The organism is Bacillus sp. Root131, assembly GCF_001429475.1.
GTDB lineage: Bacteria > Bacillota > Bacilli > Bacillales > Bacillaceae_G > Bacillus_A > Bacillus_A thuringiensis_S.
On sequence record NZ_LMJQ01000004.1, the window covers coordinates 193,428 to 218,305 of the forward strand.

The following is a 24,878-nucleotide window of genomic DNA, read 5'->3' on the forward strand; positions in this document are numbered from 1 at the left end:
TGAGAAAAAACGAAAATAAATAGGGCGTAAATCGGTTTTAATTATATAAAAAATACATAACTATAAATAACAATATTTAACTTATTTAATTTTAAATTATAGAGGAACAATTTAAAATTCATCTTCTAAAATTAAATTACCGGCATCATTATCTTTCGTCAATCGCTGATTTAGGTAATTTTCTTTTGTAGTCCGATCATTTTTATGACCTACTGCTGCTGCAATAATATGAGGTGGTAATCTTTTGTAATCATATAAGTACTGCACATAAAAATGTCTAAAGAAGTGGGGAGTAATTCCAATATTCACTGTAAAGGATAGCTGGGTATCCTTAATGATTTTAGAAATATATTGTGACAAATAATTCTCTCTATAAGGAGTATGGTTTTTAGTTTGAAATACTGTTCCACCATTTCCATTCCCAATGTCTATTGGTAATCTTCGCCGAATTCGAAATGCTACAATCCGATTAAAAATCTCCTTATTAATAGAAACAATCCGTTCATTATCCCCCTTTGTATCAACCTTTAAATAGTATCGACCTCTTATAGCATCATACTCAAGATCTTCCCACTTTGCATGTGCTACTTCTGCAACACGTAATCCTGTAGTAGCTAGAACTGACAATAAAGCGTAATTGATTTCATTATCCTTGTAGTAATGAAGTAACTGTTTTACTTCCTCATATGATAACTCACGTTTAGGTTTATGTTGTTTATTTACAGTTGTACTTAGTATTTCAACATGTAGAGGATCCTGAATATATTGGATTTCATATAGCCATTTCAAATATGAACGAATAACTCCAAGCTTTCTACTAATTGTAGATGGCTTGTATTTATCTTTTGACTGATAGGATATTGCCTCTTGAGATAACCATTTTTGATAATTACGGATATGTCGTTTTCTAAGGTTTCTCCATACTTGACCAAATTTATAATCCTTTACATCTTTCTGTAGAAATTCCTCACTTTGTTTAATGAAGAAATAAAACTGACTTAAATCACGTGCATATAGAATTCTTGATGCATCCTTGATTCGTTTTCCTTGGTCAAAATGTGTTTGTCGATTCAAGTAGTAGTACAGTATTTCTTCATCTGAAAATCCTTCATATGTATATGAATCTTCTCTTTCATTATTTTCCTTTTTTAATTCCGCTTCATTTATATAATCAGGGTTCCATAATGCAATTAGATTTGTAAAATTTTGTTTTTGTTTCTCTATGTTATTTAAAGAAGTCTGACTATGAACAATATCTAATTCAAATTTCAATGTTATTCAACTCCTTATAAATTCCTTTTATATTAAACATTATACCGTAATCAAATAGAAATTAAATTACATATTAAAATTTAAATTTATGAAGTGATATGTATATAGTAATTATAGAAAATCTCTCATTTTCTATGGTTATTATTTAATTTTAAAAATAGTGTTTTTATTATATAATTTAATATTTTATAAAATTAAATTTAAAAAGAAAGTTAAATTAGACATTACTCTAATTTACAATCTAATATATATATCGATATATGTTATAATTTATTTAAAATGTAAATACTATAAATTTTAATTTACATAATATTATTATGTAAATTACGAGGTGTGAGGAGGAATTAGAATGATTAGCGCATATGAAATGACTATGACTACAAATGAAGTAAAAGATTATTTAGATATAAGTCACTTTATTTTTAATAATTTAATGAAGCAAGGAAAACTAACACCAATCAATAAGGATACGTGGCGTTTAGATGGCAGTTTTTTATTTAGTAGAGAAGAAGTAGAAAAAGTAAAAGAAGAACGTAAAATTGAGGGGATTACTTTATACCAAGCAAGTAAAGAGTATCATATTAGTATGAATCAGCTTGAAAAATGGATAGAAGAAGGAAAGTTAGTTTATTTTTTAATAGAACATCGTAATAGACAAACGAAATTTGTGAAGGAGGAGGATGTTCGTGAACTTGTTCAGCAAGTAGAACAAGCTAATCATATATATACATTTTCGCAGAAATATAATGTAGTATTATTTCAAAAGTTTGTAAAAGGCAATACATTGGCACGTGTTATTTCTATTCCAAAACGTGGTGATATTATAGTTCTTGATGAATTTGGAACTAATATGACACTTAGTGAGGCGTTAAAAGCAGGATATGAGTCCGCTTATAAACTGTCGGATAAACCTAGAAGTCATCATCAAAGGTTTGTTAAGTTTCGTTTTCCTAAATCTGCGCAATTACGAAACAACATTTTTCATATAATCGATAATATATTACAGTACGTATCTCCAAGAAATATAAAGATTTTAGAAGAAGAGACATTTTGGTATTTTGAAATTCGTCAATCATTAATTACATTACCACCAGGAATTCAAATGGAATGGATTGAGGAGCTAACGCCTTATATAATAGAAGGGAAAATTGTTCCAAGAATGAATCATAGCGTATATTTGGATAGTAATACAGTAACGAAGCCTGTCATACTTACAAGTAAGGAATACAAATACTTGAAAGAAATTACAAATGAAACAAATAGCTCTATTGAAGAATTTATAGCTATTGCTATTAGAGACAAGATTAATCAGCACTTACTTAAGTGAAATCGAATCTTTTAATGAATTAAAGCTGAATCTAGGTATTTTCTCTATTACTTTTATTAAAAAGCTTTAAGTGAAACGGTATAAATGCTAAACGTTCCTATTACTAAAATAATAGTGGGGATATAAAATCTGAATGTCTAGTTTGTATATCTTAAATACTTCCTATAAAGTCTGTTATCAGACTTTCGGAAGTATAGAGAAAAAATACAAAAATAGTTGTATGAATAATGTAGCGACAAATTCTCTCTATATGTATTATGTAAAAATATCTATTGTGTATGTGAAATAAATTTATATGTATGTTTTAATCATTAATGTTAGAAAATTACCCTATATTTTTTTGATATTATTTATATTTTTGTTTTAGTCCAAACTGCATTACGGCCTTTTGATATTAGTTTAATTAATTTTTCTTCTTGTAAACAAGCAAATGCTTTATTGATTGTGCTTGGTGAAACATCTGAAAATACCATCCGTATTGCTTCTTTTGTAAAAGGGAGTTCTTGTTTTAATATATACTCTTTAATTTTAAAGCTTTTGTTCCCTTTCAGTTGGTAACTTGTAATATGTACGTCTAGTTCTTTATATGCTTCTAGAATAATATGTAATAGACATTTTAATATAAAGGATACATTGTGCTCTTGAAAATGCCAATTTGCTGAAGATTTATATAGGGCATCATAATAATCTCTCTCATATTTTTTTATTATTTTATCTAGTGAAATATATTTCACTAGTGAATGTTTACTTTGTAATAGTAATAAAGATATAAGTAGACGTACCATTCTTCCATTTCCAGATTCAAAAGGAAAAATACATATAAAATTAAGTACAAAATTACAAATTAAAATTAGTGGATCAATATCTTTTTGATTTAATAAATAATTATATTCTTCACATAAATTTTTTACTGCTTCTGGGATTTCTTTAATTGTTAAAGGGCGATAGCAATAAAATGAGAAATTAAGTTGCTCATGTTCTTCAAGTAAGATGTCCTGTTTTCTCCACGTTCCACTATCCGAAGTAGCATATTTAAAAAGTTGAAAATGTATTTCTAAGATTGTGCTTGGATCAATAGTAAGCCTTTCATAGTTATTATGAATGAGTGATAGCGCATCAACGTAACAAGATATTTCATCTTCAATCATTGTTTTTGGCGACAGATCATATGTAATTAATTCTTTTAACCTTTTATTTGTTATTTTTAAGTTTTTATACATTGCGACAAAATCTTTGGTATGTTGAAGTTGAGTAGATATTTGCAACTTTTCTAATGTACATGGAAATTCCTTCTCATAGACCTCCAATCTCCCTTGGTATTGCTTTATTTTTCCAATTAGGCTTGCTACATCTAAATTTACCAATAAATTTGTGAATTTTTCGCCAAAAAACGACATATTTTTCCCCTCCTATAATATAAAACTATACAATACTTAACTGGATTTAAAGTGTTTTTTTGAATAATTTTCTAAAAAAAATTAAAAATATAGTTTTTTATGTGTGAAAATTACAACAATTAGGGTCTTTTTGCCTTATTTTGTGACAAGATTTAACATCAGATTAAATAGTTTCATGTTAAAAAGCAGAGTTTTATATTGTGTAATTGCTTTTTATCAATAAGTGAGTCATTGCATATGGGGAAGGGGGAAGTCCTTACTAATGAAGACTATTGCTTTTTATTTACCACAATTTCATGAAATACCTGAAAACGATTTATGGTGGGGAAAGGGTTTTACAGAATGGACCAATGTAAAAAAAGCAAAACCACGTTTTCTTGGACACTATCAGCCTAGGGCTCCATTAAGGGATTATTATTACAATTTGTTAGATTTAGATGTACATAAGTGGCAGATAAATTTAGCAAAACAGTATGGTTTAGATGGTTTTTGCTATTATCACTATTGGTTCAAAGGGAAAAAATTACTAGAAAAACCAATAGAATTGAGAAATCAATGTAAGGAAATTGATTTCCCATATTGCTTATGTTGGGCAAATGAATCTTGGACAAGATCTTGGGATGGGAAAGACCAAGAAGTATTAATGCGACAAGAATATGGGGATGAGTCTGATTGGAAAGAACACTTTAATTATCTATTGCCATTCTTTAAAAACAAAAACTATTTAAATATTAAAGATAAACCGATATTTGTAATTTACCGACCAGCTTCTATACCAAACCTAAATAAAATGTTGAGTCTATGGAATGAATGGGCTCAATCTGAAGGGTTTCTAGGGATACACTTTGTAGAAATGTTAACAATTTTTGAAGATAAATCAGACTTTCCTTTTGATGCTGCTATAGAGTTTGAACCTATGTACACTTTAAAAAAACTAATAGGTAATACAACTTCACTACATCAAGAAAAAAAAGATTTTCACTTAAGTTATGATTTTGTATGGAAAAGAATATTAAACCGTCAAATTAAAGAATGTGAAAACATATATAAAGGAGCTTTTGTAGATTGGGATAACTCTCCAAGAAAAAAAGAAAGCGCTTTAATTATGAAAGGGGCTAATCCCGATAAGTTTAAGAAGTATCTTTTACAACATAGTAAGGACACTGATTTTTTATTTATTAATGCTTGGAATGAGTGGGCAGAAGGCACATACCTAGAACCAGATGAAAAGTATGGATATAAATACCTTGAAGCTTTAATGGAGATAAAGAAGAGTCACTTCTAATAAATTGTAACAGCAAGAAGAAGGGGGAAACATTATGACTGATATAAATACTATGATTTCCATTCGAAACATTAAGAAATCATATGGAGATTATACAGTTATTAAGAATTTAAGCATAGATATCCGTAAAGGTGAAATTATAGGATTACTAGGACCGAATGGAGCTGGAAAGACAACACTTATATCGATTTTATCTACTCTTACTCTGCCAGATGAAGGGTATGGTACAGTATGTAACTACGACTTGTATACGGAACGGAATAAGATTAAAAAAAATGTGAGTGTAGTACCTCAAGATTTAGCGCTATACCCGACTTTAACTGCATATGATAACTTATCTTTTTATGCTGATTTATATGGATTAAAGGGAAATAGGAAAAAAAGCCGCATAAAAGAAGCTTTGCAATTCGCACAGCTTGAGGATTGGGCACATAAGAGAATTGATACATTTTCAGGTGGCATGAAAAGAAGAATTAATTTAGTGATCGGTTTGTTAAATAAGCCAAAAGTTATTTTCTTAGACGAACCAACAGTGGGAATTGATCCACAATCAAGAAACCATATTTTTAATTGTATTCGCCATCTCGTAGAAGAACTAGAAATCACTGTCATATATACAACTCATCATATGGAAGAAGCTGAGATGTTATGCCATCGTGTAGCAATTTATGATAAGGGTGAAATATTAGATATTGATACCCCAAAAAATTTAATAACAAAGTATGGGGAAAATTATTTAGAGATTGCAATATCAAATATTCCGGAAGAATTTATACATAAAACAAAAATGATTGCTGATGTGAAGTCCTGCACTTTGGTAGATAAAAAAGTCATCATTCAATGCGTAGATAGTTTTAATGTTACAAGAGAAGTTATGAAATTGATTCAAAAGTATAATTTAAAAATCGAATTATTTAATGTTAAAAATTCTAATTTAGAAAATGTATTTTTACATTTAACGGGAAAAAATTTAAGGTCTTAAATGAAAGGAGATGTTAAAAGTGAAAGCTTGGTATATAGCTAAGAAAGATTTACTTATTCTTTTAAAGGATATTCCTGGTCTAATCTATTTATTTATTACACCTATTATAGTTATTGCAGTTGCTAGTTTTGCATTATCAAATGTATTTGATAGTAAGACAGAAAAATTCAAGATTCCTATAGTAGTAAATGATAATGGAGAACTTTCTAAAAGGGTTATTGAGGAATTGAAAAAAATCCCTGCCCTTGAGATAGAAGAAACTTATGAACTAAATGGTAAAAAGAAAGCATATACAGAAGAACAAGTGAAAAAGGAAGTTCAAACTAAAAAAGCGGCAATCGTTATTCCTAAGGATTTCACACAAAATGTATATTCAGGGACAGAGGCCAAAGTCATCATCATAGAAGATGAAGTTGATCGCATTATTCCAAGTGTTGTTTCAAATGCTGTAACTCAAATTGTGTCAGAAATACAAAGAGATATGACTAAAGAGATTGTAAAACAAGCCTCTGCCCAAATGGAAGTAAGTGTGAAAGTAGAGTTTAAAAAATTAGCATCAGATAATGAACATAAACCTACTCCATTTGAATCTAATGTACCAGGATATGCCGTAATGTTTGTACTTTTAGGTACTGCTGCAGCTGCAGGTGCATTAGTAGAAGAGAGAGAGAATGGAACGTTAAGAAAAATTCTTACTTTACCTATTAATACATTATCAATCATTTTTGGAAAGATGCTCTCATGCTTTATAACAGCTATTGTTCAATGTGCAGTCCTTTTTAGCGTAGGACATTTTGTATTTGGAATGTGGCTAGGGAAAAGTGTATTAGGAATTATATTGCTAGTGGTATGTACTGCATTTGCAGCTTCAAGCCTAGCAATTTTATTAGCTTCTATATGTCAAACAAGATCACAAGCAAATGGTATTTCTATTTTAATCGTGTTAACTATGTCTGCTTTAGGTGGATCTTGGTGGCCACTCTATATAGAGCCTGAATGGATGCAAAACCTAGCGCATATTACGATTACAGCCTGGGCAATGGGAGGCTTTAACGATTTATTAGTATATAACAAAGAATTCTCCTCTGTTCTTATTCCATCAGCTGCATTAATTGGTATGGGAATTTTATTTTTAACAATCTCCATACAAAAATTTCGACGCTCTTATGAAAAGTAGGTGAAATAAGTGTACTTAGTAAAAAATGAGGTGAATGTTCGTTTTGGGGAATGCGATCCTATGGGAATTGCTCACCATTCTCATTATTTTCATTGGTTTGAGCTGGGTAGGTTTCAAATGCTAGATAAGACTGGTATAAACCAGTATTTAAAACAGGAAAAATTGTATTTTCCAATTATTGATATAAGATGTACCTACAAAAAATCAGCTCGTTTTCAAGACGACTTAATTGTAGAAACCTATCTTAAGAATGAAAGTAAAGTTTATATAGAATTTGTTTATAAATTATTCCGCAAGAGATGCCGAGTTTTGTTAGCGGAGGGATTTTCAAAACACGTTTTAACACGGTCGAATGATCAATTAATCAGTAGATTACCAGAAGAAATTTTAGAAAAGCTTCAATTTGAAAATAGCGGGGGTGTCATATGATTACATTTATTTTTCCAGGACAAGGGTCTCAATCCGTAGGGATGTGTAAAGGGTATTTAGATAAATACCCAAACATATTTGTCCCATTATTTGAGGAAGCAAATGATACGCTAGGATTTGATTTAAAGCAACTATGTTTATATGGGCCAAGTGAAAAATTAATAGAAACCAGTGTTACACAACCAGCTATTCTTACGGTAAGCACAGGGATATCACGAATTTTACATTTGTACGGCATAAAGCCATCTAAAGTGGCGGGTCATAGCTTAGGACAATTCTCTGCACTGGTAGAAGCAGGGTCTTTACAATTTTCGGATGCTTTATCCATTGTACGGAAGCGTGGCCAGCTGATGAGTAATGTAAAGCAAGAGGGATGTATGTTAGGGATTGTGTCGAACACATATCAAACATTATTTGAAGTTGTAGAGGAATCTAAACAATATGAAATTGATATCGCTGCCTATAATTCCCCTACACAGGTTGTATTTTCTGGTGAGAGTAAGAGCATTCTTAAATTTCAAAAGGTACTAGATCAGAAAAATGGTATAAAAACTAAAATACTCTCAACTAGTCATGCATTTCACTCACGTTTAATGGGAGAAATGGTTCTTGAGTTTAAGGAGTATTTAAATTTATTTTCGCTAAAAAGTGCTCAAATACCAATTGTTTTAAACTGTTCAGGGAAACCAAATATAGATAGAATCAATATTTTACAAGATATAGAAAGACAATGCGTAGATCCAGTTATGTGGCAAGACACTATCTACACTTTATTGAATAATGGTACGAAACACTTTATAGAAGTAGGTCCCAGAAATACTTTAACCAAGTTATGTCACTCCTTTAAGCAGAACATATCTGTATCCTCTACAGAAACACCGATGTATTTAAAAAGAAGTCTTACTACAATAGAGAAAGAATTTAAGGAGGAATGGGTCTATGTTTAATGGAAACGAAGTGGCATTAGTTATCGGAGGATCACGAGGCATTGGTAAAGCAATAACAATGGACCTAGCCAATCAGGGCTTAATTGTTTACTTTACGTTTCAAAGTAATCAAAAATCAGCAAATGAAATAGCAAATACTATAGGTGAAAAAGGTGGACAAGCGTTTCCTATGCATGTAGATATTACAAATGAAGACTCTATTCATAAATTGTTTCAACACATACGCTCAAAGGAAAAAAGAATAGATATTTTAGTAAATAATGCAGGAGTTATAAATGATGGATTTGCTGCAATGATGAGCGAGGAAAAGTGGGATCATGTGGTTGATTTAAATTTAAAAGGAACATTTCTTTGTTGCCGGCAAGCATTAAGAATAATGATGAGACAGAAAAGAGGTTCTATTGTAAATATTACGTCGACAAGTGGAATAACGGGTGCAAGAGGTCAATGTAATTACTCTGCCTCAAAGGGTGGGGTTATTTCCTTAACCAAGACTTTAGCATTAGAAGGTGGGGAATACGGGATTAGGGTTAATGCTGTTGCACCTGGTTTTATACAAACAGATATGACAAAAGGAATGGATCAACAGACTTTAAAAAGGATGTTAGAACTGGTGCCGCTTGGCAGAATTGGAGATCCTAAAGAGGTAGCACATTTAACAACATTTTTATCCTCTAACTATGCGAGTTATATAACCGGGAAAGTTTTTACAGTGGATGGTGGATTAGTTAATGGCTAAACAATAGATGATTTAATGACGAATCTTGAGTTAAACAAGGAAAAGGGGAAAACAGATGTTTACGTATGTAGAAACAAAAATTATTGCTGAAAAAAGAAAACAATTAACTACTAGAATTAAAGAAATTATTACTGAGAGATTAGATTTAGAAATCGAACCGCATTTCATTACTGATGATCAGCCATTATTCGGAAGAGGCTTAGGGGTTGACTCCTTGGATGCATTAGAGCTATTTCTGGCAATTGAAGAGGAATTTGGCGTTGCGGTATATGACGAGAATATGGCAGTACTGGGTTCTATTAATAAAATTGCCGATTTTATTGAAGAAAATAGGGAGGATGATGTGCAGTGAGACCGATATTAAATGCAGATCAAATCCGAAATATCTTACCGCATAAATGGCCATTCCTTTTCTTAGATAAAGTTATTCAACTTGAGCCAGGAAAGAGTGGAATTGGTATTAAAAATGTAACAGTAAGTGAACCTTTTTTTGAAGGGCACTTTCCAAATGAATCAATTATGCCTGGAGTGTTAATTATTGAAGCTTTGGCACAGATGACGGCTGTTGTTTATGTTACAGGGGAACTAGCAAAAATAGATACACTTGGTGCATGTTCACCTAAAATAGATCCGAGTTCATATGTGGGTTATTTAGTTTCTGTACGTAATATGAAATTTTTAAAACCTGTAGTACCAGGAGACCAGCTAGAATTACATGTCCAAATTGGAAGGTCTCTTGGATTAATCTCACAAGTGGAAATTACGGCTTATGTAGATAAAAAGAAAGTTGCTACTGGTAGTATCCAAGTTTCTAAAAGAGTTGAGGAAATATGATCCATGGTATGGATGTTCAAGTTCGTGAGTGTACAGAGGCAGATAGTGAGAAGTTAGCTCACTTTTATAATAAATATCAGTATGGTCCCATTAAATATGGGTATCCCTTAAATACGCAAGACATCAAGCAATTATTTCGAGAGCGGAAGATACAGTTATATTTAATTGCTGAATATGAAAATGAAATTATAGCCAGCTTATTATTTTCCAGTTTATCAGGTCAAAGAGCAGCAACTCCAGATGGAACCTGGGCAGGATTCTTTTTAATCCACCCAGAATTTCGTTCGGGAAATATACCAGATAAATTATTTGCTTATGCGATTAAAAATCTTATCCAACAAGATATTAAGTATATTGATACAGAAGTGAATCCGGAAGATAAAGTAGCCATGGCACTCTATAAAAGAGTGGGGTTATATCAAACAAGTAGGTCGTATATAGACTATGATGGCTACTTAAATTTAAGGAGCTATTTACCTTATGTTATTACTTATCTGTTAGAGGCATTTGAACCAATTATTTCAAAAAGTGACCAAGAGATATGGCTATCTAGAGGTTGGAAAACAGTTAGGGGATTGAAATCCCTACGTTCTATTCAGAGTAACGCCATAACAAGAAATGGAATTGAAGTTGTAAAGTATGCTATTAATCTTGGAGCAAAAGATGTAAATTGTTGGGTTGATATAAAAAGTGAAAAAATTACTGAGGTAGAAACCGAACAAGTACGATTCACTAGTTATATTTTAGAAGGAAACAATTTAATTGTTGGAGAGAAGATTCGTATCTGTTATGTATATGAACACCATTTTCCAAATCCTATTGAAACTAGTATTAAATCGACGATAGGGAACGATTACTTAATTGATTTCAAGAAAATTTTTTATCCAAATAAAAAGTACGAGTGGGAAGAAGTTATAACAGTAAATAAGAAAATTGAGGGAGAGCTTGTTACAAAGTTAAAAGCAAAAGAACTAGAACTAATTGTTCATTTTGGAGTAACCATAGCAAAACCGTTAGAAATAAATGTTGCTAATTATCCTAAGTTAATTAATGGAAAAGAATCTGCATGTATCGTTAATATAAAAAATAATTCTTTAGATAGATTAATTTACAAACTACTTATTCAACAAGGAAACTCGAAAATACTAGATTTCAAACTGCTAGAAAAACACCAAATCTGTATCATAGAACCGGGTGAAATAAAGAATCATCCTATTTTATTGAATCCTAAAAAAATTGGTATCACTAATATGACACTTACGGCTGTTAGTCATCAAAATAAAAATATTGGGGAATTAAAGACAATAATTCCGATTCATGCGTATGGGAAAAATCCTGTTTATGAAACAAAAGAATACTTAGTTCTAGAAAATATGTATATAACTGTACAAATAAGTAAAAGTACTGGTTGTTTATATATATATGACCTTAGAAAGCAACAATTATTGGCAAAAGAAGCATGGCCAGATCTAGATTATCCATTTTTAAATGCAGTAAAAGAACCGAAAGTAAATGAGCTGTCATGGGAAATAAAATCTGATTCATGTTTTGAAATTATTCATGAGGCCACAAAATTAAAGAGAAGCATTTGTTTTTTGTCAGATAAGATAGTTCAAATAAATGATTTCGCACAGGAAGGGAAATATATAAAGATATATCCTTGGTGCATGTTATATGATGCGAAGATGACGGTACCATTAAAGAGTGGGTTAGTTTCTAAACCTATGGTATATGGTGAGTATCCATATGCACTACATGACTATGAATTTGTAAATCAATTCGATCTACCTAGTCATCCAAACATGTATGAGCGAAATTATACATTGTTTGAATCACAAAATATTAATATTGGATTTATATGGAAAGGAAATATAGAGCGTATCCTATTTGGATTAAGGTGGATGCCAGCGGTAATATTTAAACGGAGTGAAAAAGAAAAATGTATAACAAAAACTCACTATTATACTTTATGTTCTCATGATAGCAAAGATGAAGTGGAAGAAATCTATAACGATATTACTAATCATACATCCAAATTTATATCTAATAAGATTCCGTACTCAATTGAGACTGACCAATTTCATATTATAAATGAAAACGGGGAATTTCATATTCATGGAAGTCTAAAAAACTTATTTTCTTCCATATTAAAGGGGAAATTAACATTGTTTTTCCCTCAGACATCTTACGAACAACAATTGTTTATACAAGACATAGAATCTATAAGCAATTTTAATTTTGAATTTAGTGGAAAGGTCAATTGGTCAAAAGCACATTATGCCGTACTCACGTATCAAGATGAATTAAATAGAAATGCGATAACTAAAAAAATATATCTATTCCTTAAAGGAAGAAATAAATTAACATATAGCGAAAAAAAACAAGAATATCTAGTTCAAAATAATGTACTAAATTTAAAGATTAAAGTAAACCAAAGTAGTAAAATAACAGAATTTATGTATAAAGATAAAGAGATTTTAAAAGAAAACTCAGTATTAAGTTCTTATAATTTTTTACCCGGTGTAATGATACCAACAGCTAATTCTTATACCCCAGATTGTAGGAAAGATTTGAGCATTAATTCAATATATCTCAATAAAAGTAATCAATCAGTAGTAGCGACGGAAAATACATATAAGGAATTTATTAATCGGATTTTCTGTCAATCTGACGAGTGGAAAGTTGAATATACAACTGTATATGATCTACCTGTCTTACAAATACAATTGAAAAGTCTACAGAAAGATAAAATGAAAACTAGTGTCTTTCACTTATTCTGGGAGAAAAAAGGAAAAACAAAAATTAAAAAGATGTATTATTGGCAGAATGGAGAGCAAAACACGTTAATACCAAATGGCAAACAAAGAAAGATTTATTTAGATAATAAGATAATTCTCGAATTATCTAATGGGTTATTTGTATCTATTTTAGCATTATCACATAGTACAAAATGTTTTATATACGAATGGCCCAAAAAAGGGATGCAAATCGGAATATATGGTAATCAGAATGAATTTAATGATGGAGATATTCGCTTTAATATTGCAGTTGGAGAAACTTTACTTGATAGTGAATACTTTTCGCAAATTTTAGTAGAGGGGAATAAGACATGAAAGTATTGTTTATTGCACCTAGTCATTTTAGCATTGGTGAGTTGCATAATGCCTTATGTCTAGCTAAACAAATTCAAAAAGATGGGGAAGTTTATTTTTTAACAAGCGAAAAATTCTCATGGTATGCCAGTAAAATTGTAGCCAATGTTACATCACTAACAAAGGGGCTAAGACAAAAAGAGGTTATAAAACAAATCACTAATTCATTTCAACCTGATGCTATTGTTTTAGCTGATTACCATAATTTATTTTTAGAGTCTCCAATTATTGATCTTGATTATCTATTAAACCTACACATACCTTGTTTCTCTATTGATTCTTTGGCTTGGGGTAGTGAGGATAGATTATTAGAAAATAAACTTTTTAAAAACGCAAACTACAATAGCTTAAAGAAAAGGTCATTGATAAAACTACCTAAAATTCCGTCTCAATTTAAGTTAATTAGAACGTGCCCAGTAAATAGTTATAAAGAAGATAATGAGAAGATTATTTCCGTCAAGTTGTATAAAGAGGCTTTACAAGTAGATGAAGAAAGAAAAATGAGAATACGAGCACAACTTGGTTGTAGAGAGCAAGATAAATTAATTATGATTGCGAAATCATCATGGGCCAACCTATTAGTAAAAATGAGGCTCATGGAGAAGAAACAGTACAATGATGCAAGGTTTAGCTATGAATATATATTACAAGAACTATTAAGTCTATATCTTCAGGACTTTCCAAGCGATACATGTATTAAATTAATTGGGGTTTCAGATGAGACTAAATTTGTTTCTATGAAAAATGGAGGGAAAATAGAATTTGTTTCACTACCATTTCTTCATTTGGAAGAATACGAGCAACTATTATTATCGTGTGATTTATTTATCACTGATAATATAACATCTTGTTCAATGGGAAAAGCAGTATTTGGAAAAATACCTGTGATTAGCCTTGTAAATCATATGGGATATGAAGAATTAAAAGCTCAAGGATACAGCCTTAATCCTACATTAAAAAGCATTATAGAAAAATGGAATTATATAATGCCTAATGGACTTTATCCATTTCTTGTATTCCCAAATGGTTGGCATAAAGAACTAGCTCCATTGATGGAGAAAAATGATTATTTTAATTGTGTGCATACTTGTGAAATTTTTGATTTAAGGAACACCAGTAAAACGATATTCAATATGCTATATAGCAAAACTGAGATTGAAAAATTAAAGAAAATGCAACAACTATATATAGATAATGTCTGTAATTTACCGACAATAAATGATGTGATAAAGAGAGAATTGGGGGCACTTAATCATGAGTAATCAAATTAATATACAAAAAGAAAAAAATGAATCATATGATGCAGTACGTAGCGGAATAGGTGTAATAGATTTATCGGAAACAGGAAGAATTGTTGTAAAAGGGGAGGACCATGTAGAGTTCCTAGATCGTTTAGTTACGAAAGATATTATGTTTATGGAAGAAGAAACTACACTCTTTACCTTATTGTTAAAAGAAGATGGGACTGTAATCGATATAATCAATCTATTTAAAAATGAGGATTCTATTACAGTTATTACTACACCGCATAAAAAGGACACTGTACTAGCTTGGTTAGAAAATCAAAAGACGAATGGCATTGAGATTATAGATATAAGTCAAACACATTCTCTCCTTGGATTTGAAGGCCCTTATGCATGGAGATTAGCTCAACAATTTTTAGATTTCGAAATATCATCACTACCATTTCAATCATTTGTGTTAAATCAATTATTTGGAAAGGAAATTCTATTGGCAAGAACAGGTGTAACAGCAGAGTATGGTTATCAATTATTGTTTGAAAAATACTTAGAACCAATAGTGTTTGAAACCATAAATTCTTTTAAAGATGACGATATTAACTTGAAAAAAGTGGATTGGGAAACATTAGAGACGTTAATGTTAGAAATTCGACATCCATATTTTGAATTTAAACATTTAGAAGAACTAAATATTTTCGAAGCTAGTTTAGAATGGTTTATTGATTTTTATAAAGATGAATTTTATGGAAGAGACTCCTTAGAACAGCAATCGGAAGCTGGAGTAAATAAAAGAATTGTGGGATTCACGACAGGAATAGAGAGTCAAATTACAGTTAATGATGAGATTTTTATAGAAGAACAATTAATTGGTAAAGTTATTGAACTTAAAGAAAGTCCTGTATTAAATATGAGACTCGGGGTTGCTTTATTAGAGGAACCATTTGCTGTTTCAGGAATTGGATTTTATGTGAAAAATAAAGAAAATGCTTTGTATGAGGCACATACTCAGTCCTCACCATATATTCTACCTAAATCATGGTCAATCAAAATACTGTAAAGGTGATGGCATATGAACATAAATAATCAACGAATCGTCGTGACTGGCATGGGAATTATTTGTTCAAACGGAAATAGTGTAAAGGAATTTTGGGACAATATTAAATCCGGGAAATCTGGTATTAAGGTAATTCAAAATATCGATATGGCAGAAATGGTAACAGATTATGGCGGGGAGATTGAAAACCTTCAGGTAGATGATTACTTCTTTAAAGATGAAATAAAGGATATGGATCGATGTGGAAAAATAGGTGTCATGGCGGCAAGGGAAGCGGTTGAAAATGCAAAATTAAAAATAGAAAACTTTAATCCATACCGAATTGGAATATCATTAGGCACCTCTTTAGGAGGGATGTTGAGCGGAGAAGAATTTCATAATCAGTGGATCAAAGATGGCATTGAAAAAGCAGATGAAACGTTACTTTTTAAGTATCCAATCCATACTCCCTGTGACAATATTACTCGAGACTTAAAAATAAAAGGACCAAAAATGATTATTTCCAATGCATGTGCCGCTGGTACAAATTCAATTGGTTTTGCGCTGGATACAATTCGAAATAACAAAGCAGATATAATGATAACCGGTGGTGTAGATCCCTTATCTAAATTGTCAATGAGTGGTTTTAATAGTTTACAAGCACTAGCACCAACGCCACCATCGCCCTATAGCAAGAGTAATGGCGTGGTAATCGGAGAAGGTGCAGCTATTCTTGTTTTGGAATCCTTAGATCATGCGGTTGAAAGAGGTGCAAATATCCTAGCTGAAGTAGTGGATTACGATTTATCTTCAGATGCCTATCATCAGACGGCACCAGATCCGGGCGGGGAAGGTGCTTTGAGATCCATGCGAGGTGCTTTAAAGAAAGCCAATATAGATGCTAAGGAAGTAAGCTATATCAATGGACATGGTACAGGTACACCAGCAAATGATGTATCAGAGCCAAAAGCAATTCGTACATTAATTAATGAAAATAAGACACCAGTTTCTTCAACTAAATCAATGATAGGGCATATGTTAGGAGCCGCAGGGGCGGCGGAAGCAGTAACAAGTATTCTTGCTATTCAACATGGATATTTACCTCCAACTATAAACTTTGAAGTTGAAAGCCAAAAGTTTAATCTAGATTTTGTACCTAACATAGGTAGGGTAAGTGATTTGAGTTATGTACTATCAAATTCATTTGCTTTCGGTGGAAACAATGCAAGTATCTTATTCTGTAAGTACAATGAGAACCTTGAGTTATCAGCCGCAAAGGAAAAGCTAATTAAAGAAAAAAAAGTCGTAATTACTGGTGTAGGGGGACTTGCTGGGAATTCTTCAAATCTTCAAGAAATTAAAGATTGTATGTTTAAGGGAAAGAGTGGTACCTCAAAGATTAAACAGTGGAACGACAATCCTAAGTGCATACAAGCCGGAAAAATACCAGAACAAAACTATCGAAGGCTAATACATCCTAATTTATTAAGGAAGATGGATTCAATTAGCAAACATGCAGTATTGTCAGTGAAAATGGCTATAGAAAACGGGAACTTAAAGATAGATAAAAATAATAGGGACAAGATAGGAATTATTTTTGCAACTGGTACAGGACCAGTTGCAACGGTAGAATCATTTAACCGAAATATTATCCAAGAGGGTGTTAAGGCCGCCAATGCTAAATTATTTCCAAACACAGTTATGAACGCAGCAGCTGGACATATTTCATTAAACTTTAAAATAAAAGGGCCTACTTCAACTATTTCATGTGGCGGGGTTTCTGGTATTAGTGCACTATACTATGCCTATGCCATGATTCAATCTAGTGATTATGACACATTCATTGTGGTAACGGCAGATGAAGTAAATAATCCAATAATAGAGGGACACTCAAAAATAAAAAGATACTTAACAACTGAGAATATAAGTCCTTTTGATTGTAATAATAGCGGTACCATACTTGGTGAAGGGAGCGTTGCCTTTATTGTAGAAAGTGAGGAGGCAGCGTTAAAAAGAAATGGTAATATTTTAGCTGAAATTAAAGGTTTTGGGTTAACATCTGATGATAGTAAAATAGGGGACTTAAATCATCTAGGAAAGGCATGGGAGGAATCTATGCGTTTAGCAATGAAAGAGGCGATGATTTCTCCAGGAGAGATAGAATATATTTGTGCAGCTGCCAATGGTCATACATATTTTGACCGTATTGAAGAGAGAGTTATAGAACGTATATTCGGAAATGGAGCTCCTGTTAGTGCCACAAAATCTATCTTTGGGGAAACTCATGCAACTGCAGGCCTTCTTTCTCTTATTAGTGTAATATGTGCATTTGACGGTGAAATACCAGCTACGCAAAATGTAAAGAGTCATAGAGGAAGAATCGATCTTGTCACAGAAAACGCTCGTAAGACACCGGTAAGCAATGCCTTAATTAGTACATATTCTTACGGTGGTAATTATAATTCTATTGTAATAGGAAAATATTTAAATTAATTATTTATGTAGGAGGCCACTTTTATTAAGTAAGTAATGGCCCCCTGCATAATAAGCTATATAGTTTTTAAAGCTTAGGCTCTTAATTGAGCATATCAGAAAAACTATGAAGGAGCACAATGCCATGAAAGGTATCATTCTTGCAGGTGGGAGCGGTACTAGATTGTACCCCCTTACCCAAATTGTATCAAAGCAATTATTACCTATCTATGATAAACCCATGATTTATTATCCTTTATCAGTACTAATGTTGGCGGGGATAAGAGAGATACTAATTATTTCAACACCACAAGATATTAATAAATTTGAGCAAATGTTAGGTGATGGTTCAAAATATGGAATTACTCTTTCATATACTGTTCAGCCTTATCCAGAAGGTATAGCACAAGCATTTATAATCGCTGAGGAGTTTATTGGAAATGATAATGTAGCTTTAATTCTTGGCGATAATATCTTTTATGGTCATGGACTAACAGAATTACTAGAAAAGGCTGTTAAGAAGAAAAGGGGAGCTACAGTTTTTGGTTATTATGTCAATGATCCAGAGCGTTTTGGAGTAGTAGAGTTTGATTCTAAAAAGCATGTAATTAATATCATGGAAAAGCCAAAGGAACCAAAATCAAACTATGCAGTAACTGGTCTGTATTTTTATGATAAACGTGTGATAGAAATAGCAAAAACCATAAAACCGTCTAGTCGTGGAGAATTAGAGATAACAGATATAAACAAAGAATATCTTAAGATGGGAGAATTAGAAGTTGAATTATTGGGAAGAGGCTATGCATGGCTGGATACAGGCACACACGAATCATTATTAGAAGCAGCACAATTTATAGAAACGATTGAAAAAAGACAGAGTTTAAAAGTAGCCTGTTTAGAAGAAATTGCATTTAAAAAGAAATATATAACCAAGCAACAACTATTAAAAATAGCAAATTCGGTAAAGGAAAATCAATACAGCCGATATTTATTAAGGGTTGCCCATCAATAGCATTTAAATGAATGGAGAGAGAAGAATGCGTAAAATTCATACAGCATTAGATGGTGTTTTTATTATAGAGCTTGATAAATGCAGTGACAAACGTGGTTACTTCATAGAAACATATAATAAGAAAAAATTTGAACTTTTAGATTTACAGGGAGAATTTGTACAAGATAATCAATCATTATCTGTTCACACAGGCACGATACGTGGGCTGCATTATCAGTTGAATCCTAAAGCCCAAATGAAGGTAGTGAGCTGCATTTCTGGTTCTATTTACGATGTAGTGGTAGATATTCGAAAGGGATCCCCCACGTACGGGCAATGGTTCGGAACAATTTTAAGTGAGTATAATAACCGTCTACTTACCGTTCCTAAAGGGTTTGCACATGGTTTTTGTACAATAGAACCTAATACTATCGTCCAGTATAAAGTAGATGAGTATTATTCCCCTAACCATGAAGAGGGAATTCTATGGAATGATGAAACGATAGGAATATTTTGGCCAACTAATCAACCAATTTTATCAGAAAAAGATAGAAAACTGCCTAGATTAAAAGATACTAATATCAACTTTGTTTATGGAGATGATTTTAATTGAAATTATTAATAACGGGTGGGGCAGGTTTTATTGGTAGTAATTTTATTCGTTACATTTTAAAGAAATATCCTCAATACCAAATTGTAAATGTAGATTTATTAACATATGCAGGAAATTTATCTAATCTCAAGGAAATATCATCAAATCAGAATTATAAATTTATCAAAGGGGATATTTCAAATGAAATATTCATAGATAAGTTATTTAAAAAAGAGAAATTTGATTATGTATTAAATTTTGCAGCAGAATCTCACGTTGATAGAAGTATTAAAAGTCCCCATATCTTTGTTCAAACTAACATATTAGGTACACAAGCCTTATTACAATCAGCATATAAAACAAAAGTGAAAAAGTTTGTACAAATTTCTACAGATGAAGTATATGGAACATTATCTCAAACAGGTGCGTTTACAGAGCATTCAATAATAGCTCCTAATAGTCCTTATAGTGCAAGTAAAGCTAGTGCGGACTTAATGGTACGAGCGTATCATGAGACATTCGGTTTACCTATGAATATCACTCGTTGTTCCAATAATTATGGTCCCTATCAGTTCACGGAAAAATTAATACCATTAACAATAACTCATGCGTTAAATAATAAAGATATTCCTCTATACGGTGATGGATTACATATAAGAGATTGGCTTCATGTAGAGGATCACTGTGTAGCTATTGATTTAGTTCTTCATGATGGAGCAGATGGGCACATTTATAACATCGGAGGAGATAATGAATATACAAATCTAGATATTGTACAAAAAATAATCAAATTCCTAAATAAAGATCAATCGCAAATTACATTTATCTCAGATCGCTTAGGACATGATCGACGTTACGCCATGGATGCTACTAAGCTGAAAGAAGAATTAGGTTGGAAACCAAACTATCTATTCGATGCTGGACTCACTCAAACAATTAAGTGGTATATAGATAACCCTACTTGGTGGGAATGAATTTTATTAACTAAAAATTACATAAGTTAAACGAGGAATTTTAAAATGAAGATACTGATAACGGGAGTAGATGGACAACTAGGACAAACTTTAATGCAAGTACTCAGCAGAACACATCATGAGCTATATGGTGTGAATCGAACCACGTTAGATATTACAAATAAAATAAAAGTTAGCTCTTATCTTGATAGGTTAAAGCCAGATGTAATTGTACACTGTGCAGCATTTACAAATGTAGATGGGGCAGAGAAAAATAAAGGGCTGGCATATGAAGCGAATGTATTAGGTACCAAGTATATTGCTGAAGCTGCAGGGAGAATAAAATGTAAATTTGTATATATTAGTACGGATTATGTATTTGATGGCGAAAAGCATACACCATACAATCTTGAAGATCGTCCTAATCCATTAAATATATATGGAGAAACGAAATTGGCTGGAGAACATTTCGTAAAAAAATACACGAAGAAACATTTTATTATTAGAACGTCCTGGATATTTGGAAAGGGCGATGGTCACTTTATCGCTAAGATAAGAAAAATAGCAAATCTATACGGTGAAGTTCGCGTGGTATCTGACCAGTTTGGTTCACCTACCTATGCACTAGATTTAGCAAATTTTATTGCAGAGTTAATAAAGACGGATCAATACGGTTTATATCATGTGACAAACGAAGGAATATGTTCATGGCATGAGTTTGCAGTTGAATTTTTTAAAGACTTCAATACAGATATCAATATAATTCCTTTAACGACAGAAGAATTCCCGCAAGCAGTCAACCGACCTAAATATTCAGTGTTAAGCAAAGATTGCATTATCCTGAATGGTTTAAAACCATTAAGACATTGGAAAGAAGCATTAAAAGAGTATAAGGACCAACTTAATAGTAGATAATCATTTTAATTTATATAAAATTAGCAAGTAAATATAGCTTTATTCTTTTAGGGGTAGCACCACATGCCCATCAAGCTAAGATTTTAAGACACCCCCATAACGAGAATTTTACTTTTTTACAATTATTTATGAAAATTCTGCTTGTTTTTTGCATTTTTGGGGTGCTAGACTTAAAACTTCAGCAATAAGCACAGACTAAAACATCTAGTTTTCACGATATAATTCTCAGCTAAATTCGCAAAAAAGAGCTTGAATTCCCAAGCTCTTTTAAATATTACTTAATAACTTTATAACCACCATTTTTCCTGTGGAATTAAAACTGTTTCAATATCAAAGTTATTCTCAAACCATTCCTTCATCAATGTTTTATGGACCAGATATTCTGATGCAGAATGGGAAACGCCGATTAAAGACATCGAAGTATTAGAAACATAATCCATCATTTGTTTGTATCTTTGTTTACCATATTCGTTATCAATATGGCAATGGATTTCGCCAGTGATATAGGCTTGAACTCCTCTCTTTTCAGCTTCCTCCATCCAACTTACTTTGTCGCCACAACCTGCAACGATAGCAATTTTCTTTACGTTATTTATGTTCTTACCTTCAAAATCAACATATGGAATATCGAATATTTCTTTTAAGTGAGAAGTTAGCTCACTTGTACTCTTTTCTTCAATGTTACAAATTAGAACTAGGTCTTCATTATTTATAGAACTTGTTAAAAACCCATCAATAATTTCTGCATTTAATTGTTTAGCAATAGCTACACTTGTACCTAAATTGGCATGATAATCCATCGGTACATGGCATGTATAGAATGATAATTTCTTTTCTTTTATTTGTTTAATGTATTTTTCTTTTATAGGAACAAAACCTTTGCCCCATACTCCTTTTGGATCTCCACATTCCATCAATAAGGGATGGTGCATAAAAAGTAAGTCTCCGCTATTACTTTCTTCTATAAAACGTTCCAACACTTCATCTGTAGGGAAGACGGCAAGAAAAATTTTCTTTACATTTGCATCTCCTTTTAACATTAGACCATTAAATAATTCCACAAAGTCTTTTTCAAAAACTGATTTCCAGTCAAACTTTAAAGGTTCATAGACCATTGGTATGAATTGACTGAAAGCAGAATCCTTCCCAAATGATTTTATATCAAGTTCAATGTCCAGTTTAGACACTATTTCACTTAGTTTAACCATAAGATTATTCCCCCCAAAATTTTATAATTCAATACAAACGGTTAGAAAAATAAAAATTATTATATTCTTTTAAATATTTTAACATAAAAAACCCATTTTTCTTCATGAAAAAATCACTCCTGTTGTTTAAAGTGGTCCCTCCAAATTCCCTTCAAGCAAAGTTAAAATCATACCTTCAAAATGAAAAAACGCTATGCTTATTGTAAACAGTTTATAAGAAAGGATGGCGTTTTGATGAATCCTATCATTTCAAATAGATTGAATCTTTTCGCTCAAGAGCTACAATACTTTTTATCTCCAGTGGTCCTACAAGATATTGCCAAACAAGTTGGCTTTGTACAACGATCTAGTAAGTATCAAGCAAAAGAACTCATTGCCCTTTGCGTATGGCTTAGTCAAGAAATTGCTAGCACATCACTTACACAATTGTGTAGTCAGTTAGAAGTTTCCACTGGGGTACTTATGAGCTCAGAAGGACTGAATCAACGCTTTAATCCAGCAGCTGTCGCATTTCTTCGAGAAGTCTTTACTTCTCTTCTCAAACAAAAACTCTGTTCAAATCACTCACTTTCTGCACACATGATATCTACTTTCAATCGTATCCGTATTTTGGATGCAACAGTGTTTCAACTGCCTGATCATTTCGCCACTGACTATCAAGGTTCAGGTGGAAGTAGTAATACGGCAGGCGTAAAAATCCAATTGGAATATGATTTACTTAGTGGTCAATTTCTTAACGTGCAGCTTGGACCAGGAAAGAATAATGATAAAACATACGGTACCATCTGCCTTGAAACCGTAGAGACCGGCGATTTGTGTTTACGTGATCTTGGTTACTTCGATTTAGGAGACTTACAAACTATTCATGATAAAGGAGCTTACTACATCTCGCGGTTGAAGCTGAATACGCGGATTTATATCAAGAACCCTGAGCCAGAATACTTCAACAACGGCACGTTAAAAAAGCAAACAGAATACATCCAGCTTGATATGACACAAATGATGTCAGATCTAATCCCTGGTGAAACGATAGAAATTACCGAGGCATACATTGACCAAAATCAAAAACTTCCAGCACGTGTCATTATCCATCGTTTAACCGATAATCAAACGCAAACACGCCTAAAAAACCAAGCGATACGTGAAAAGAAAAAAGGCATTGTCATGAAGGATAAAAGTAAGCGTTTAATGGGGATGAATGTATATATTACGAACACGTCTTTAGAAGGAGTACCAACGAACTACGTGCACTCACTGTATTCACTTCGCTGGCAGATTGAAATTTTGTTTAAAACGTGGAAGTCATTTTTTGAAATTGATGAATGTAAAAATATTAAAAGAGAGCGCCTAGAGTGCCATTTATATGGACAACTAATTGGTATTCTCCTCTGTTCTTCTACGATGTTTCAAATGCGACAGTTTCTGCTTGAAAAAACAAATCAGGAGCTAAGTGAATACAAAGCGATTTATATGATTAAAGATTACTTTCCGTTACTTTTTCAAGCGATAGCCATTGGCACAGAACAACTTTTAAAAATTTTGCATCGTCTTTATCTATTGCTCAAAAAGAACGGTCGTAAATGTCATCGGTATAAGAAAATGACCGTCTTTGATATTCTAGGGATTGTGTATAAAACGACGGTGAAGCATAGACAAACTGCCTAGCGAAAAAATCAGATTTTAATAGGCTTCTTTAGTATGCCTACTTTTCTATCAATTGTTAGTTTTGAACCAAGGATCATTTCATATCTAGTAAATTACTTGATTAGCTTGATGGGCATGTGGTGCTACCCCATTGCCATCAACCTAAGAAAACAGTTCACCCCCAAAACGATAAATAAGCTTTTTCGTTACAAGAAATCCTAAAAATTTCGTTCTGGGGGTGTAATAAAACTTTGGGTTGATGGGCATGTGTCTGTGCCCCTAATTTAA

The 24,878-nt window shown here is 32.1% G+C and carries 21 protein-coding genes; 18 read left to right on the forward strand and 3 right to left on the reverse strand.

The window, feature by feature from the left end; translation table 11 throughout:
• Window positions 1–111: 111 nt before the first annotated feature.
• Window positions 112–1,272 carry a tyrosine-type recombinase/integrase gene (locus tag ASE54_RS16160; protein WP_000667298.1) on the reverse strand — a complete coding sequence of 387 codons (1,161 nt, stop codon included), beginning with the start codon at window positions 1,270–1,272 and terminating at the stop codon, window positions 112–114.
• A 349-nt stretch (window positions 1,273–1,621) separates the two neighbouring features.
• On the opposite strand from ASE54_RS16160, the gene ASE54_RS16165 reads away from it, so the two are divergent.
• A complete protein-coding gene (locus tag ASE54_RS16165) occupies window positions 1,622–2,599 on the forward strand; it encodes a hypothetical protein (RefSeq protein WP_000622369.1) in 978 nt (325 codons plus the stop codon).
• A 350-nt stretch (window positions 2,600–2,949) separates the two neighbouring features.
• Here ASE54_RS16165 and ASE54_RS16170 read toward each other — a convergent pair whose 3' ends face one another.
• Window positions 2,950–3,996, reverse strand: a complete 1,047-nt coding sequence (locus ASE54_RS16170; RefSeq protein ID WP_000007498.1) for a Fic family protein — start codon at window positions 3,994–3,996, stop codon at window positions 2,950–2,952.
• Window positions 3,997–4,258: 262 nt separating this feature from the next.
• On the opposite strand from ASE54_RS16170, the gene ASE54_RS16175 reads away from it, so the two are divergent.
• From ASE54_RS16175 to rfbD, 16 genes are all read left to right on the forward strand, one after another.
• Entirely contained in the window at window positions 4,259–5,281 is a 1,023-nt protein-coding gene (locus tag ASE54_RS16175) for a glycoside hydrolase family 99-like domain-containing protein (protein ID WP_000848165.1), read from the forward strand.
• A 34-nt stretch (window positions 5,282–5,315) separates the two neighbouring features.
• Window positions 5,316–6,263 carry an ABC transporter ATP-binding protein gene (locus ASE54_RS16180; RefSeq protein WP_000129817.1) on the forward strand — a complete coding sequence of 316 codons (948 nt, stop codon included), beginning with the start codon at window positions 5,316–5,318 and terminating at the stop codon, window positions 6,261–6,263.
• Between the two features lie 19 nt (window positions 6,264–6,282).
• Window positions 6,283–7,440: an ABC transporter permease gene (locus tag ASE54_RS16185; RefSeq protein WP_000649291.1), complete on the forward strand. Its 1,158-nt coding sequence runs from the start codon at window positions 6,283–6,285 to the stop codon at window positions 7,438–7,440.
• 9 nt (window positions 7,441–7,449) lie between these two features.
• Window positions 7,450–7,869: an acyl-CoA thioesterase gene (locus ASE54_RS16190; RefSeq protein WP_000281616.1), complete on the forward strand. Its 420-nt coding sequence runs from the start codon at window positions 7,450–7,452 to the stop codon at window positions 7,867–7,869.
• The gene (locus ASE54_RS16195) at window positions 7,866–8,816 is read left to right on the forward strand and encodes an acyltransferase domain-containing protein (protein WP_000627588.1); all 951 of its coding nucleotides are present in this window, start codon (window positions 7,866–7,868) and stop codon (window positions 8,814–8,816) included. The genes ASE54_RS16190 and ASE54_RS16195 overlap by 4 nt, the downstream gene beginning before the upstream one ends.
• Complete coding sequence (fabG, locus tag ASE54_RS16200; protein ID WP_000481737.1) at window positions 8,809–9,555, forward strand: 3-oxoacyl-[acyl-carrier-protein] reductase; 747 nt, start codon at window positions 8,809–8,811, stop codon at window positions 9,553–9,555. The genes ASE54_RS16195 and fabG overlap by 8 nt, the downstream gene beginning before the upstream one ends.
• Before the next feature lie 55 nt (window positions 9,556–9,610).
• Window positions 9,611–9,907 carry a phosphopantetheine-binding protein gene (locus ASE54_RS16205; RefSeq protein WP_000495741.1) on the forward strand — a complete coding sequence of 99 codons (297 nt, stop codon included), beginning with the start codon at window positions 9,611–9,613 and terminating at the stop codon, window positions 9,905–9,907.
• Complete coding sequence (gene fabZ / locus ASE54_RS16210) at window positions 9,904–10,389, forward strand: 3-hydroxyacyl-ACP dehydratase FabZ (RefSeq protein WP_001247407.1); 486 nt, start codon at window positions 9,904–9,906, stop codon at window positions 10,387–10,389. The genes ASE54_RS16205 and fabZ overlap by 4 nt, the downstream gene beginning before the upstream one ends.
• Entirely contained in the window at window positions 10,386–13,502 is a 3,117-nt protein-coding gene (locus tag ASE54_RS16215; protein ID WP_000581208.1) for a GNAT family N-acetyltransferase, read from the forward strand. The genes fabZ and ASE54_RS16215 overlap by 4 nt, the downstream gene beginning before the upstream one ends.
• Window positions 13,499–14,803, forward strand: coding sequence for a DUF6365 family protein (locus ASE54_RS16220; RefSeq protein ID WP_000865871.1), 1,305 nt, complete (start codon window positions 13,499–13,501; stop codon window positions 14,801–14,803). Before ASE54_RS16215 ends, ASE54_RS16220 begins: the two co-directional genes overlap by 4 nt.
• Window positions 14,796–15,839, forward strand: a complete 1,044-nt coding sequence (locus ASE54_RS16225; protein WP_000070726.1) for an aminomethyltransferase family protein — start codon at window positions 14,796–14,798, stop codon at window positions 15,837–15,839. The genes ASE54_RS16220 and ASE54_RS16225 overlap by 8 nt, the downstream gene beginning before the upstream one ends.
• Window positions 15,840–15,851: 12 nt before the next feature.
• Entirely contained in the window at window positions 15,852–18,308 is a 2,457-nt protein-coding gene (locus ASE54_RS16230; RefSeq protein ID WP_001024724.1) for a beta-ketoacyl-[acyl-carrier-protein] synthase family protein, read from the forward strand.
• Between the two features lie 124 nt (window positions 18,309–18,432).
• On the forward strand, window positions 18,433–19,299 hold the full coding sequence (gene rfbA / locus ASE54_RS16235; RefSeq protein ID WP_000676108.1) for a glucose-1-phosphate thymidylyltransferase RfbA: 867 nt from the start codon (window positions 18,433–18,435) through the stop codon (window positions 19,297–19,299).
• 25 nt (window positions 19,300–19,324) lie between these two features.
• Window positions 19,325–19,891 carry a dTDP-4-dehydrorhamnose 3,5-epimerase gene (rfbC, locus tag ASE54_RS16240; RefSeq protein ID WP_001226088.1) on the forward strand — a complete coding sequence of 189 codons (567 nt, stop codon included), beginning with the start codon at window positions 19,325–19,327 and terminating at the stop codon, window positions 19,889–19,891.
• On the forward strand, window positions 19,888–20,844 hold the full coding sequence (rfbB, locus tag ASE54_RS16245) for a dTDP-glucose 4,6-dehydratase (RefSeq protein WP_000770927.1): 957 nt from the start codon (window positions 19,888–19,890) through the stop codon (window positions 20,842–20,844). Before rfbC ends, rfbB begins: the two co-directional genes overlap by 4 nt.
• Window positions 20,845–20,889: 45 nt before the next feature.
• A complete protein-coding gene (gene rfbD, locus ASE54_RS16250) occupies window positions 20,890–21,738 on the forward strand; it encodes a dTDP-4-dehydrorhamnose reductase (RefSeq protein ID WP_000697861.1) in 849 nt (282 codons plus the stop codon).
• A 287-nt stretch (window positions 21,739–22,025) separates the two neighbouring features.
• Here rfbD and ASE54_RS16255 read toward each other — a convergent pair whose 3' ends face one another.
• On the reverse strand, window positions 22,026–22,946 hold the full coding sequence (locus ASE54_RS16255; RefSeq protein ID WP_000240015.1) for a Nif3-like dinuclear metal center hexameric protein: 921 nt from the start codon (window positions 22,944–22,946) through the stop codon (window positions 22,026–22,028).
• Between the two features lie 234 nt (window positions 22,947–23,180).
• Between ASE54_RS16255 and ASE54_RS16260 the strand changes: the two genes are divergently transcribed.
• Window positions 23,181–24,611, forward strand: a complete 1,431-nt coding sequence (locus tag ASE54_RS16260) for an IS4 family transposase (RefSeq protein ID WP_001068151.1) — start codon at window positions 23,181–23,183, stop codon at window positions 24,609–24,611.
• The last annotated feature ends 267 nt before the right edge of the window (window positions 24,612–24,878 follow it).